Annotated in this window: 14 protein-coding genes and 1 tRNA gene; 10 read left to right on the plus strand and 5 right to left on the minus strand. The window is 45.3% G+C overall.

Translation table 11 applies throughout. The annotated features are described in order from the left end of the window. The first annotated feature begins 3 nt into the window (after nucleotides 1–3). The 7 genes from RXX31_RS01590 to RXX31_RS01620 all read left to right on the plus strand — a co-directional run bounded on the left by RXX31_RS01590 (nucleotide 4) and on the right by RXX31_RS01620 (nucleotide 5,363). On the plus strand, nucleotides 4–531 hold the full coding sequence (locus RXX31_RS01590) for an RnfABCDGE type electron transport complex subunit B (protein WP_317587338.1): 528 nt from the start codon (nucleotides 4–6) through the stop codon (nucleotides 529–531). Nucleotides 532–540: 9 nt separating this feature from the next. Continuing rightward, nucleotides 541–2,148, plus strand: a complete 1,608-nt coding sequence (gene rsxC / locus RXX31_RS01595; protein ID WP_317587339.1) for an electron transport complex subunit RsxC — start codon at nucleotides 541–543, stop codon at nucleotides 2,146–2,148. After that, complete coding sequence (locus RXX31_RS01600) at nucleotides 2,145–3,140, plus strand: RnfABCDGE type electron transport complex subunit D (RefSeq protein ID WP_317587340.1); 996 nt, start codon at nucleotides 2,145–2,147, stop codon at nucleotides 3,138–3,140. The genes rsxC and RXX31_RS01600 overlap by 4 nt, the downstream gene beginning before the upstream one ends. Nucleotides 3,141–3,142: 2 nt before the next feature. Next, nucleotides 3,143–3,751, plus strand: coding sequence for an RnfABCDGE type electron transport complex subunit G (locus RXX31_RS01605; RefSeq protein WP_317587341.1), 609 nt, complete (start codon nucleotides 3,143–3,145; stop codon nucleotides 3,749–3,751). Continuing rightward, nucleotides 3,744–4,430 (plus strand): electron transport complex subunit E, encoded by a 687-nt coding sequence (locus tag RXX31_RS01610; RefSeq protein ID WP_317587342.1) that lies wholly within the window; start codon nucleotides 3,744–3,746, stop codon nucleotides 4,428–4,430. Before RXX31_RS01605 ends, RXX31_RS01610 begins: the two co-directional genes overlap by 8 nt. After that, nucleotides 4,427–4,690 (plus strand): RnfH family protein, encoded by a 264-nt coding sequence (locus tag RXX31_RS01615; protein ID WP_317587343.1) that lies wholly within the window; start codon nucleotides 4,427–4,429, stop codon nucleotides 4,688–4,690. Before RXX31_RS01610 ends, RXX31_RS01615 begins: the two co-directional genes overlap by 4 nt. Before the next feature lie 136 nt (nucleotides 4,691–4,826). Continuing rightward, on the plus strand, nucleotides 4,827–5,363 hold the full coding sequence (locus RXX31_RS01620) for a flavodoxin (protein WP_317587344.1): 537 nt from the start codon (nucleotides 4,827–4,829) through the stop codon (nucleotides 5,361–5,363). 87 nt (nucleotides 5,364–5,450) lie between these two features. Here the strand turns inward: RXX31_RS01620 and RXX31_RS01625 are convergent, their stop codons facing one another. Both RXX31_RS01625 and betC read right to left on the minus strand, forming a co-directional pair. Next, nucleotides 5,451–7,280, minus strand: a complete 1,830-nt coding sequence (locus RXX31_RS01625) for a SulP family inorganic anion transporter (protein ID WP_317587345.1) — start codon at nucleotides 7,278–7,280, stop codon at nucleotides 5,451–5,453. 35 nt (nucleotides 7,281–7,315) lie between these two features. Continuing rightward, nucleotides 7,316–8,833 (minus strand): choline-sulfatase, encoded by a 1,518-nt coding sequence (betC, locus tag RXX31_RS01630; protein WP_317587346.1) that lies wholly within the window; start codon nucleotides 8,831–8,833, stop codon nucleotides 7,316–7,318. Nucleotides 8,834–8,928: 95 nt separating this feature from the next. Here betC and RXX31_RS01635 point away from each other — a divergent pair, with 95 nt between their 5' ends. Both RXX31_RS01635 and RXX31_RS01640 read left to right on the plus strand, forming a co-directional pair. Beyond that, nucleotides 8,929–9,831, plus strand: coding sequence for a LysR substrate-binding domain-containing protein (locus tag RXX31_RS01635; protein ID WP_317587347.1), 903 nt, complete (start codon nucleotides 8,929–8,931; stop codon nucleotides 9,829–9,831). A 333-nt stretch (nucleotides 9,832–10,164) separates the two neighbouring features. Beyond that, complete coding sequence (locus tag RXX31_RS01640; protein WP_317587348.1) at nucleotides 10,165–11,178, plus strand: NAD(P)-dependent alcohol dehydrogenase; 1,014 nt, start codon at nucleotides 10,165–10,167, stop codon at nucleotides 11,176–11,178. Between the two features lie 261 nt (nucleotides 11,179–11,439). Here the strand turns inward: RXX31_RS01640 and RXX31_RS01645 are convergent. Further along, nucleotides 11,440–11,514 (minus strand) — tRNA-Gly (locus RXX31_RS01645). Nucleotides 11,515–11,916: 402 nt separating this feature from the next. Between RXX31_RS01645 and RXX31_RS01650 the strand changes: the two genes are divergently transcribed. After that, the gene (locus RXX31_RS01650) at nucleotides 11,917–12,435 is read left to right on the plus strand and encodes a DUF4136 domain-containing protein (protein ID WP_317587349.1); all 519 of its coding nucleotides are present in this window, start codon (nucleotides 11,917–11,919) and stop codon (nucleotides 12,433–12,435) included. 65 nt (nucleotides 12,436–12,500) lie between these two features. Here the strand turns inward: RXX31_RS01650 and RXX31_RS01655 are convergent, their stop codons facing one another. Both RXX31_RS01655 and RXX31_RS01660 read right to left on the minus strand, forming a co-directional pair. Continuing rightward, nucleotides 12,501–12,824 (minus strand): hypothetical protein, encoded by a 324-nt coding sequence (locus RXX31_RS01655; RefSeq protein ID WP_317587350.1) that lies wholly within the window; start codon nucleotides 12,822–12,824, stop codon nucleotides 12,501–12,503. 20 nt (nucleotides 12,825–12,844) lie between these two features. Beyond that, nucleotides 12,845–13,387, minus strand: a complete 543-nt coding sequence (locus tag RXX31_RS01660) for a hypothetical protein (protein WP_317587351.1) — start codon at nucleotides 13,385–13,387, stop codon at nucleotides 12,845–12,847. Nucleotides 13,388–13,635: the final 248 nt, after the last annotated feature.

The raw sequence follows: 13,635 nt of genomic DNA on the forward strand, positions 1-13,635 counted from the left end.
GTCATGTTACTTACCACGCTTATATTTTTTGTCACGCTCGGAGCGTTGCTTGGGCTTGCTCTTGGTTACGCTGCAAAAGTGTTCCACGTCGAAGGGGACGCGCGAATAGACAAAGTCGAAGCATTACTACCTGGTGGTCAATGCGGTCAATGCGGCGAGGCCGGTTGCCGACAAGCTGCGGAAAAAATGGTGTCTGGTGAGCTGAGCCCAACATGCTGCCCGCCTGGTGGGGCGTTACTTGCTCAAAATGTTGCCGAGTTACTTGGGGTGTCTATTGATAGCAATGATAAAGAGTCTGAGCTGGTGGCACGTATTGACGAAGCGCAGTGTAACGGATGTAACCGTTGCTACAAAGCCTGCCCTTTTGATGCGATTGTCGGTGCGCCGAAACAGTTGCATACGGTACTAAAAGACGTGTGTACCGGGTGTCAGTTGTGTGAAAAAGCCTGTACCCGAGGGTGCTTAACCATGTCTGAAGTGACACCGTCAGTGTCGACATGGTATTGGCCAAAGCCTTCGTTGTCGGTTTAGGAGTGAATCATGTCCAGTTTAAGTAATTTTAGTTTGTGGAATAAACCATTTAATGGCGGTATTCATCCCAAAGCATATAAAGAGTTAACGTCAGAGCAACGTATTGACCGTCAATTCTGGCCTCGGAACATTTATTTACCTTTGCAGACGCGCACGGGCGCAAAGTTAAGGGTTTTGGTTAGTCCGGGCGAGTCAGTTTACAGAGGACAGTTGATTGCTGTTGGTCTTAATGATTTCGTTGCACCTATACATTCATCTGTAAATGGTGTGGTGACAGCGATTGTCCCGCACATTACGACGCACCCTGCGAAAGTGAAATGTGACACGGTAGTGATTCGCGCGAATGATGATAAACAATGGGGCGTATCTTCTCCGGGTGAAGATATCCATAACTTAGACGCTGACACCATTATCGACCGCGTTGCGGAAGCGGGCATTGTCGGGCTTGGTGGTGCTGGATTTCCAGCGGCGATGAAGTTGCGTTTTTCAAGAAGTTCTAACGTCGATACTGTCGTCATTAATGGCGGTGAGTGCGAGCCATATCTGACCAGCGATGATTTAACCATGCAAACCTACCCGGAAGAAGTCATCTCGGGGATACAGATGATGTTGATCGCAAGCGGTGCGCAAAGGGCAATTATCGGCGTGGAAGATAATAAACCCGATGCGTTGGCAGCCCTGCGTTTCGCCGCGAGTGAAGTCGACACCATTGAAGTGCGTAAGGTGCCGAGTATTTACCCGATGGGGTCTGAGAAGCACTTAATCAAAACGCTGACAGGAAAAGATGTCCCTCCTGGGGGGCGTGCCACTCAGGTTGGCATTCTGGTTCACAATATTTCTACGGTTAGGGCGGTGTACCATGCGGTGCGATTCCGTCGTCCTTTGGTATCACGGATTGTTACAGTCAGTGGTAAGGGAATCGCAGAACCTAAAAATGTAGAGGTGCCAATTGGCACCCCAGTGAATGAAGTGATCAACTATTGTGGCGGGGTCAGTGACTCGACAGAGAGATTACTGTTGGGCGGTCCCATGATGGGTCAGGTCATTCCCTCAATGCAGGTGCCTGTTGATAAAACGGTTGGCGGGATCCTGGCATTAACGGAAGATGAGGTGTTTCTTGAAACTAAACACCAAGAATGTATTCGTTGTGGTCAATGTGTTCGTGCTTGTCCAATGGGTTTGATGCCATTTCAAATGGCCGCAAATACCCGGGTTTCCGACTTCAAACGCGCGGAAGAACTGGGTGTGAGTCATTGCTTATCTTGTGGTGCATGCGGGTACGTTTGCCCTTCTTCCATTCCTTTGGTGCAGTACTTTATGCACGCTAAGGGTGTCATTGCATCGAATGCCTTTATGGAACAACGATCGGCTCAGGCCAAAGTGCTTAATGAATCCAGGAAGCAACGTCTCGCCCTTGAGGCCGCTGAGAAGAAAGCAGCACAGGAAGCTAAAAAAGCGAACAGGCCAAGTCGAAATGCTCGACCGGAGAGACCAACCAGAAATGCTCAACCTGAGCGACCAGAAAGGCCTGCTAGGCCAGAGAGACCAGCACGTCCACCACGCCCGGCGCGAGTGTCACGTCAAGACAAATCCGCTGAGAAGGAGCAACAGTTATGATCAAATATGACTCAATAATTGGCCCATTTTCGCATAACGGGAGCTCATCTACACGGATCATGTATCTCGTTATCTTAACTTTATTACCGGCTTGTGTATTTGGTGGCTTTCAGTTTGGTCGCAACAGTCTGGCACTGATAGTCGTGTGTTGTTTAACCGCCATCATAAGTGAATGTTTATGTTTGTTGGCTATGAACAAGAAGCCTAGTGCATGTTTTGATGGTTCGGCGATACTGACCGGGCTGTTACTTGCCATGAGCTTACCGCCCACATTCCCAATCAGTCTGGCAGTTTTGGGCAGTATGTTTGCCATTATTTTAGGTAAGCAGATCTATGGCGGGTTAGGGCAGAATTTATTCAACCCAGCCATGCTAGCACGTGTAATGCTACTGATCTGTTTTCCGGTCCAAATGACCCAGTGGGCAGCCCCAACGCCGATAGACTTGAGCAACAACTTGGTAACGGTCCCGGATGGTTGGCTGAGTTTTGACGGCGTGACTGCGGCGACGGCTCTCAGTATTGAAAGAGCCTTACCAGTTGAGTTTTCTCAGCAGTTCTTCGGGCGGCACTCGGGGAGTCTGGGCGAGACCAGTGCTTTCCTCATCCTGTGTGGTGGAGGTTATCTGATTTGGCGACGCATCATTCACTGGGCGATACCTGTGACCTTTATGTTTGGCCTCGCAGCACCTGCGTTGGTCAGTCATTTGATCAATGCTGAAATCTATCTGTCACCATGGATTCACCTTACCAGTGGTGCAGCCATGCTGGGTGCGTTTTATATCGCTACGGATCTTGTCACTTCTCCAACCAGCATCCGAGGGCAGCTCATCTATGGGCTGGGATGTGGCTTGCTTGTTTGGTTAATCCGAACTTTTGGTAGTTACCCGGAAGGCGTGGCTTTTGCAGTGCTGATTATGAATGCGGTCAGCCCGTTAATTGATTACTACCTGCGCCCAAATGTGTTTGGTACGACACGAGTGACGGAGAAATAATCATGGAACTTAGATTACAGCAATTTAAAGAGCGTATTTCCTATCAGATAGTATTACTTTCCAGCGCATGCGCACTGGCGGCATTACTTTTGTTTGTCACTGACTGGGCGACCAAGCCGATAATTTATCAGCGTATTTTAGAAGACCAAAATGCGCTATTGAGAGAAGTGCTGGCGGGACAACCTTATGCGAATGATGTGTTTTCGAACCGTGAGGTTATTGAGTTTGAAGGTAAGTCATTCGAACTTTACCGAGTGGAAAATGAGAATCAGCAACTGATTGACTGGGTGATTCGAGGTGATCAGGAGGGATACAGCGGTACGATTCGTTTCCTTGTCGGGGTTGATCTCAGCGGAGAGATTATCGGCGTGCGAATCATCAGTCACAGTGAAACTCCGGGACTAGGTGACAAAATCGAAGCGGAAAAAAGCGACTGGATACACAGCTTTGCCAAACGAACTCTAGAAAACACAGGGTTATGGGCGGTTAAAAAAGATGGTGGGGATTTTGACCAATTCAGTGGCGCAACGATTACACCCAGAGCGGTTGTCAAAGGCGTGCATCAGGCGTTGTTAGCGCTTGAATCTTATCAAGGAGCGAACAATGAGTGAATCAAATCAGTATAAAGACATTATGTCACAAGGTTTATGGGGCAATAACATTGTACTAAAACAGTCTCTTGCTCTTTGTCCTTTGCTCGCGGTGACCAGTAGTGCGACGAACGGCCTTGGGCTTGGCCTGGCCAGTATGGTCGTCATGGTGGCGGCAAACACGCTTAACTCGGTGGCGAAAGGCGTTATCAGTAAAACCGTACGTATTCCGGTGAATGTTATTATTATCGCCACACTCGTCACGCTGACTGATGCATTGTTGAATGCCTACCTACATTCTCTGCACAAAGTGCTCGGTCTATTTATTCCACTGATTGTTACCAACTGCGCCATTCTCGGTCGTGTCGAATCGTTTGCCAGCAGAAATGCGGTCATGCCTTCTATCGTAGATGGTCTCTTTATGGGCTTAGGCTTCACTTGGGTACTGACTATGCTCGGGGCGATACGTGAAATTCTGGGAAGTGGAACGCTCTTTAGCAACGCGCATCTACTTTTGGGTGAACGCTTTGCTTTTCTTGAAATGGTAATCATTGATGAATACCAAGGTTTGTTGTTGGTTATTTTGCCGCCGGGAGGATTTCTCGTTTTGGGATTGGTTTTGGCATTGAAACAGAAATACGAATCTGTGGTGTCAAACACTGAACCGACAGTAGCACAGGGTTGTGGAGGGGAGCTATGAAGGTAAGTGTTGTCTATGCATTACCGGATGAACAGGTATGGTTGTCGGTCGATGTTGACAAGAGCGCAACTGTGCTTAGCGCTATTCAAACTTCGAATATTTTAGATATGTTTCCGGGTATCGATCTCGACAAACAAAAAGTGGGCATTTTCGGTAAAGCCACCCCGCTGGATAGTGAGCTAAAAGAAGGAGATCGTGTAGAAATATACCGCTCGTTAATTTGGCAGCCTGACGACGAAGATGAGGATGACGACGACTAATTGTCACCTTTACGACATTATGTCGGACATTATCGAACGTAAATTTTATAACCTATTGAAAATGTTGGCATAAGTTTGTGGTAGGTAATTTGCAGCATATCCCTGCCATGACAAAATTTTAAGCAAGGAGCTAATTATGAGCAAAGTAGGAATTTTCTTTGGTACTGATATGGGCAGCACTCGTAAAATGGCCAAATTAATCCAGAAACAACTGGGTGACGAGGTAGCCGACAAACCGAAAAATATTAACCGCGTCGACGCCGATGAATTTACCAGCTATGACTACCTGATTCTGGGTACGCCGACGTTAGGTGAAGGTCAGCTTCCTGGGTTATCTACGGATTGCCAGGAAGAGAGTTGGGAAGAATTCCTACCTAACTTTTCAGACATGGATCTCTCAGGTAAAAAGGTAGCGTTATATGGCTTGGGCGATCAGGTCGGTTACAGCAACGAGTTTGTTGATGCGCTTGGTGAGCTATACGACCATGTTGCTAACTGTGGGGCAGAGATGGTTGGTTTCTGGCCGACAGAAGGTTATGAATTTAACGCTTCTAATGCTGTTGACGGTGATGATTTTGTCGGATTGGTGATCGACAAAGATAATCAATCAAGCCTGACAGAACAGCGTATTTCAGGGTGGGTTGAGCAGATCAAAGCAGAAATGGCACTGTAAATAACAATTATCCATAAAGCCACACTAATTAGCCGTACTTAATAAACATAGGCACAATGCCATTCTCCTATTGAGAGTGGCATTTTTTTACTTCTGAGGTTCGACATTGTAAAAGACGGCGTTGTTAATCATATCTTTCTGTGCGTTATTATCTCTATGTTGGTTTGATGTCAGCTCAGAATGAATGGTTTTACCAAGCTTTGGGCACTCAGAGAATATTCTCGTACTGCAGGAGTGGCAAATATCTTTATCTAAGGTCTGAATGATATTTTCCAGCGCGGCCTGTTTTGCCGGGTATATATTTTCTTTAGGTATTGAATCGAGTAACTTGTATTTTTTGCACTTACTTAACTTCCACTTAGAGCGCATGATAAAGAAGGTTTTTCCACTCTTAGCATGATGTTGGTCGATGAGTTCCTTTAAGTAATGAGCGCCGTGCTCATCAATGTCTGATATGTCGTTACCGTTAATAATCCAATAGGATTTTTCACCTTCTCTTTGTATTAAGGTGTTGAACTTTTGGTCAATGTGCTCGATAGAACCAAAGAAAAGTGCCCCTTCAATACTAAAAAAGTGGAGTTGTGGACAAGTGGGTAATTGATAGCGGTATACATTATGAAAAAATGTGCCACTCTCACTTTTAACGGGCGCGATGGTTTTCACGACAGGGGACATAGAGCTTTTTAAAAACAAGCAAATTGACAGTGCGACACCGATATAAAGGCCAACTTCCATACTAAAAATGAGTGTGCCGAATAATGTGACGCAGAGAATGACCAACTCTTTTTTACTTCTCTGAAAGTAATGCTTAATTTCACGCGCAGCGATAAGTCGCCAGCCCACAAGTATAATAACGCTCGCGATTGAGGCGTGGGGAAGGTGGGTAAACAAGGGTGCCAGGGAAGGTAAAAGCATCAATAAAAACAGTGACATTAGTACCACCGATACCGGTGTTTTTGCCCCACTTTCTACATTAACCCCACTACGGGTAAACGAGCCCGAACTCATATAAGAAGAGAACAGACTACCAATGAGATTAGAGGCCCCCTGACCAATGAATTCACGATTTATATGTATCTTTTGGTTGGTCTTAAGACTGATCGCTTTAGCAATGGACGCTGCCTCAAGTAAACCTACCAGAGCAATCGCCAATGCACTTGGTAAAAGTTGGCTGACAAGATCACCAGACAGGTTCGGAAAACCAAATGGTGGGATAATATTTGGAAGTTGCCCCAGTGTTGTGACGACTTCTTCTGTTTTATTAAAATAAGCGGCAACACAAGAGCCGAAAAACAGTGCGATTAAGTAGTGCGGTAGTCTTGGCATTAACCATTTACAGACTAGCGCTGAGCACAGCGTTACGCCACTGACGATAAACGCGTAAAAGTTAGCATGTTGTATTCGTGAGGGGAGGTCGTATAGATACAGTAATATGTTATCTGTCCGGGGCAACTGGATCTGTAATGCGGTATCTATCTGGCTGACCATGATCAATAAAGCCGCCCCGGTAATAAATCCCGCCATGACAGAGTGTGAAACAAACTGACTGACAATACCGAACCCACTAAACCCGAGAGCTAACTGAATGATGCCAGCAATAAAGGTCAAAGTGATGATCGCCTGGATATAAGCATCGGTACCCACTGGAAACTGCTGATGAAGTGCACCATACAGCAAGGCGGAGATGGCTGTCGTTGGCCCACATACCATATGCCATGACGAGCCAAGTAATATTGCAATGATCGGAGCAACGATTGCGCAATAAAACCCGTACTCCGGGGGCAGGCCAGCGATAGCCGCAAAGGCAATCCCCTGAGGGATTGCCAGCGTTGCACCTGTTATGGCAGCAACGACATCAGAGCGTAACGTGTGGCTAGATAAGTTCTTTATCCATGGAAACCATGCAGCTTCGACCATTTATCTTTCGTTCCTATATGATTGACGTTATGCGTTTACACTTTTGGGTATCGAGCGCGCGCTTCTAAATCGTCCAGATCGATGTGGTTTCTCATGTACATTTCACTGCTCTTAAAGATTGGTTGATGATCCCATGCCACTTTCTCACCAACTTCAGTAGCGGAGACGATCAAGCGACGACGGCGCTGGCTGATTAATACATCTTGGGTATGTTGCTCAGCATCCCAACGCTGGTCGGCTTCTTCCTGGAAGTCCTTCAGAACCTCAGCATGCTCTGGGCTATCGATAAGGTTTACAAGTTCTTGTGGGTCTTGTGACAAATCGAAAAGTTGGTCAGGGTCGAGTGGACAATGAATGTACTTATAGTTGCCTCGACGGATCATATAGACCGGTGCCAGAGCGCCTTCGCCAAAATACTCGCCAATGACTTCGTCATGAGCTTCTGGGGATTCGGTTAGGTGAGGGACTAAGCTACGGCCATGAATTGGCATTGGATAATCGATTTCTGCTGAGTTTGTTGCAAAGTCGATGAACGTTGGCAGTAGATCCATCGTCGAAACCGAGTGTTTCACGCGGTTAGGCGCAAACTTTTTCGGGTAGTGGACGATCATTGGTACGCGGGCTGACCCTTCAAAAAACGACATCTTAAACCACAGGTCTCTTTCACCGAGCATATCGCCATGGTCGCCAGAGAAAACGATGATGGTGTTGTCTTTTAATCCAGTCTCTTCCAGCGTTTTAAGCAGTTCGCCGATCTTGTCATCTACATAGCTAATCGCACCATAATAAGCGCGGCGGCCTTTACGAATGTCTTCATCACTAATTTCTTGATCATAATAAGCGTATACATCTTGAAGGCGTCGTGAATGTGGGTCTTGCTCTTCTTTGCTCATTCTTACTTGCGGTAGATCGATCTCTTCATCGGTATAACGATCCCAATACTCTTGCGGAATGGTGTATGGGTCGTGGGGGTGAGTCATTGAGACGGTTAGACAGAATGGACGATCTGAATTACCACGGACGTAATCGTAAAGGTAACGGTTTGCGTGGAAAACCACCTCATCGTCAAAATCTAGCTGGTTACTACGAACACATGGACCTGCTTGAGTCACTGAGGTCATGTTGTGATACCAGGTTTGGCGCTCTTCTGGCTTATCCCAGTTTGGGAACCAGCCATAGTCTGCCGGATAGATATCTGTTGTTAAGCGCTGTTCAAAACCGTGTAGTTGGTCTGGTCCACAGAAGTGCATTTTACCCGATAGAGCTGTTTGATAGTTCTGAGCACGCAGGTAATGAGCAAAGGTAGGAATATCCGCTGGAAAATCGGCTGCATTATCATAAGCACCAATAATGCTAGGGAGTTGCCCTGTCATTAACGTGTAACGAGATGGCGCACATAACGGACTGTTACAGTATGCGGAATCGAATACTACACCTTCTTCTGCGAGACGGCTTAGATTTGGCACTTTTGCCTTTCCTTTTCCATAGATAGGTAAGGCATGCGTTGCCAGTTGATCGGCCATGATAAACAAAATATTTGGTTGTGCTGACATATTATCCCCCGTGTTTTATTTGTAACACGAAGTTTGCACACCGAAATTATTTCTGTAAACTCGTTAAAAAGTTATGGGTAGTATTAGGTCGACTAATGTTATATCGCAACAATATGCCGAGCTTACAGATTTTGGTCGTTTTTGAAGCCTCTGCCAGGTTATTAAGCTTTACCGCGGCTGCTAAGGAATTGGGCACGACACAGTCAGCAGTCAGTCAACAAGTGAAAGGGCTGGAAGAGTGGCTGGAGACACCGCTTTTTGAGCGAGTATATCGAGGCGTCAAGTTAACGGATGAAGGGCAAGTGCTGTTCAATACCACTCAATCCAGCTTGAAAGCCTTGTCCGACGTTCTCAGCAAGATTAAGCAGGCAAACAAAAATCGCCAAATCCGATTTTATACCGATTTTGCCTTCGCATCGTATTGGTTAATGCCAACCTTAACTGCGTTTCGCCGTGAGCATCCTCATATTGATATCCGCGTAGAAACGTCTCAAACTCCTGGTGACTCGCTGAGTCAGGGTACTGATATTGCAATCGTTTTTGGCAGTGGTCATCTTCAGGGTAAAAAAACTAAGATGTTATTTTCAGAAGTGGTTTACCCTGTCATGAGTCCCCATTTGCTTCGCGAGGGCTCACAACAGCCCGTGCCTGAAGAATTAGCTCATTTACCACTCTTAAAGCTGAAAACAGAAGCGAACGCATCGTGGATAACATGGGAAAACTTACTCGAAAAATACGATGGGAGCTTAGTTAATTCAAAATCAATCATGGAATTTGATAACTATACGCTGCTCATTCAAGCTGCTATTGCGGGGCAGGGGATTGCGTTGGGCTGGGAGCCACTCATCAATAGTATGACCGAGTCTGGAATACTGGTCCCGTTAAAAGATATGACAGTACGATCTGACAATGGTTACTATGTCGTTATTCCTGATCAAGAGCCTACGCCAGAAGTCTCGCTATTTATGGATTGGCTGGAAGATTTTTATCCTCATTAAAAAGGCGCTCTTTAACATCAGTCAGTCTCGCATGTGCTCACCAATAGATCGGCAGGGAGCAGGAATCGATCAAGGTCCTTTTCGAGCTGTTTGATGTGGCGGCGTCCTCTTTGGCTTAATTTATATAATGCATCTAGTATGAGATGAAGTGTCTATCCGAATATTGGCTATTCAAGTAGCAATCACCATAGAAAACGGATGATATCGAATCTATCACAACACCAATTTTATCAATTTAATTACTTCTACCACTAACGTTCTGATGACAGAAAACACTTCAGCATCATTAGAGTAGTCATGACATGTTTCAATTAATTAAAAAGGAAAACGGCAATGAAATCTGTTTTGTTAAAATCGCCAGGTGGCTTAGACAATATCTATGTCAAGGAAACGGAAGCACCTGATCAACCCGGTCCCGGTCAGATAAAGGTGGCCATCAAGGCATCTTCACTTAACTTTCACGACTTTCTGGTTGCTAATGGAACCGCCCCAACCGCAGATGACAGAATATTAATGTCTGACGGTGCTGGTATTGTTGAGGCCGTTGGTGAAGGTGTTACTGAATTCCAGGTCGGCGACCAAGTCGTTTCATGCTTTTTCCCTCAATGGCCTGCAGGACCCGCTTATGAAGATGTTGGTAGTTTTGCTCAAACTCCGGGAGATGGGATCGACGGAATGGCAAGCGAATTTGTCATTCGTGATACAAGTGCGTTTACGCATTCTCCGCAAGATTGGTCGCATACCGAATCCGCAACGATAACAACCGCAGGGCTTACTGCATGGCGTGCCCTTGTAAGTGATGGGCAAACGAAAGCGGGTGATACTATTTTGACACTGGGTACCGGTGGCGTTTCAATCGCGGTCATTCAAATTGCTAATATGTTGGGCGCTAAGGTGATTGTCACATCATCTTCTGATGAAAAGTTACAACGTGCCAAAGCAATGGGTGCCACATATGGTATTAACTATAAAACCCATCCAAACTGGTCAGAGAAAGTGATGGAGCTGACTAATGGCAAAGGCGTGGATCACATCATTGAGTTAGGCGGCCCTGGCACTCTTGAACAGTCTGTTCAAGCGGTAAAAGTTGGTGGACATATTTCACTGATCGGAGTCCTGACCGGGTTTGAGGGAATGGTACCAACAGCATTGTTAATGGCAAAACAAGCTCGTCTGCAAGGTTTGATTGTGGGGAATCGCCAACAGCAGAAAGAATACATAGCGGCTTTAGAAGCCAACAATGTTAGACCTGTGATCGATAAAGTGTACAAATTTGAGCAACTCGCAGAGGCCTTTGGTTATCAGGAAACTGGCGGTCACTTTGGAAAAATCTGCGTAGAGTGGTAAAAGAAAACGCTTGTTATTGATTGTTAGAAAACCGGGCCAAATTCAATTGTCCGGTTTTTTGTATAGTGACGAACGGAATGCTCTACGGTTCGATGGGATTAGAACCGTATTGGTCTAATAGTGCCCTGAATAGCTTTTACGCTCACATAGCTGTGTTCAATTAAGGATATCTAGGATACGTGTTCACAAGAGGCTGAACTGAAATTTGCATTGAAGCATTTTAATGTCGATGAGCCGGGAGGATAACTAAGAAATAAAGCTTGGAGCGGGCAGCGGGAATCGAACCCGCATCATCAGCTTGGAAGGCTGAGGTAATAGCCATTATACGATGCCCGCGCATCGAAAGGACACATCTAATATGCCACATTAATTTGAAAAGAAAAGTCTTTTCTCTTCAATTGTTTGTCGATTGCATAAAAATCACACAAGATGGTGTAAAGGCGTTCAATTCCTAACGTCGGTGGCGAATGCTAACAATCGGAGAAGACCTAAATTGGCTAGAGCTTGGTGAAAAAAGTTTGCCGATATTGAACACTTGGCATTCTTAGTTAAGACTCAATAGTATCTACCTACTGAATTGTTGAGATGCGTGATTCACGAATGGTGGGCTAACTGACGGATTGCAAAAAGCTCTGAAGCTGTCATCTCGTCGTAGGCAAATGATTCATTTTTATTTTCAGCCGTATAAGTAAAAAGACGACAACGCTGATATTGTCGATAAGGGAAAGGAGAATATTTATGTGGAAAGGGATCATGGTAGGAACATTGGCTCTGTTTATGGCCGCATGTACTACAGTAACAACGGATGTCGACAAACAGGCAGACTTTTCATCGTATAAAACATTCGACTTCGGAGAGCAGGGTGGTGCACCCGCAAGCATCGACGCGAGGCGTATTGAACAGAGCATAGGATCTCAGCTAGAGGCAAATGGCCTTGCACGAGTTTCGTCTGATGGTGATATTTATGTCCATCATGACATTGTTGAAAATACAGAGTTTGTCTCTTCTGGATCAAATATTAGTTTTGGCTACGGGTGGAATCGATTTGGTGTAGTGACTTCCAGCCCAGAACGTTATAGAGAGCGCAAGTACGGTAATTTGATTATTGAATTAGTTGACAAGAAAGCCAATCAAGTCGTTTGGAAAGGGCTCTCTAGCCGTAAATTAACCGCTTCTATGGACAGTGAAAAAAGAGAGCGTTTAATCGCTGAAGAAATCACTGAAATGTTTGAAAACTTTCCTTATGGCGCTAAATAGTGAGCTTTTATCGAAAAAGGCGCAATGTATGCGCCTTTTGAACCATGATAGCAGTTAAACTCGATTTAATATCCGATGCTATAGAGGTGCTCACCAACTTCCTGACACTGCGTTTGATATACTTTTAGAATATCCTTCGTATTCCTGTTCGCAGCTTTAAATTCCGACTCTGCAGAAGAAAGCTTACTAAAGCTATAGTTTCGAGCAGACATTAAATAGTTTCGAAAAGAAGTTCTATGCTCTGGCACGGCACTCTGAACGTTTGAGACATTTGCACATTCCAAGAGGGCTTCGTTGCTCATTTTTTCAAGATTTACGTCTGCATAGGCGACGTTTGAGAATACGGTGAGTAATAAAGTAAAGAGCGTTGGAATTGCGAACTTGGTCATAATCGGGGCCTCGAATGGAATCAGGTAAATATAAGCGTTTCCATGTCACTTATTGACATGTTTTCTTGTTTTGTCTGTTTTTCTTCAGTCAAATATTCACGGCCATGTTTGAATACAAAGATTAAGTTTGCTTCCTTGCGTCCAAGAAGATGATAAAGCGCTCGTTGGCTTTTAAAACTACCATAATTATCTTTGGGTAATGGCGTTGTTAGCCAAGCGAGAGAACGCAACGGAGGAGGCAAAAAAGCGATGAGTAAGTGGTAGTCGGGCTCGAAGCTTAAACGTTGTGCATCATCGTGCAGGGAAGTGCGACGGCATGACACGAGCGCGAACATGTCTCGGTTATGATGCTGATAGTTTTGATGCGAAACCTGAGAATTATCATGCTCAGAAGACAACAAGTATAACGCGATCTCGGTTGTCACAAGTGATTGTTGAACCCAATTACTTGAATGCTCTGATGCTGAGATGGACTGGTTATATTCATGCGCATAGGCAGACAGCATACACACTGGAAGCTGAGATAAAACAAATAGCCAAAATGTACCAATTAGATAACGCAAAAACTAACCTTAACACATCAATTCTTCGTTGAAGATTCCGCAAACCCATTCATTAACAGCGAGCATCGCGTTTTAAGGTGCAAACCTCAATCTATATCTGAACGACTGCATATAATAACGACAGCAAAGATAGATGAACAGACTTTTGTTACAGACTGATGAGAATTTTACGCTGGAGCTGTTGCAAAGAGCAATCACAGCTACGACAACTCTGAAGGGGTTAGCGACACTATGTATGAGAACGCTGC

Origin of the sequence: Vibrio sp. EA2 (genome assembly GCF_033042495.1) — a bacterium.
GTDB lineage: Bacteria > Pseudomonadota > Gammaproteobacteria > Enterobacterales > Vibrionaceae > Vibrio.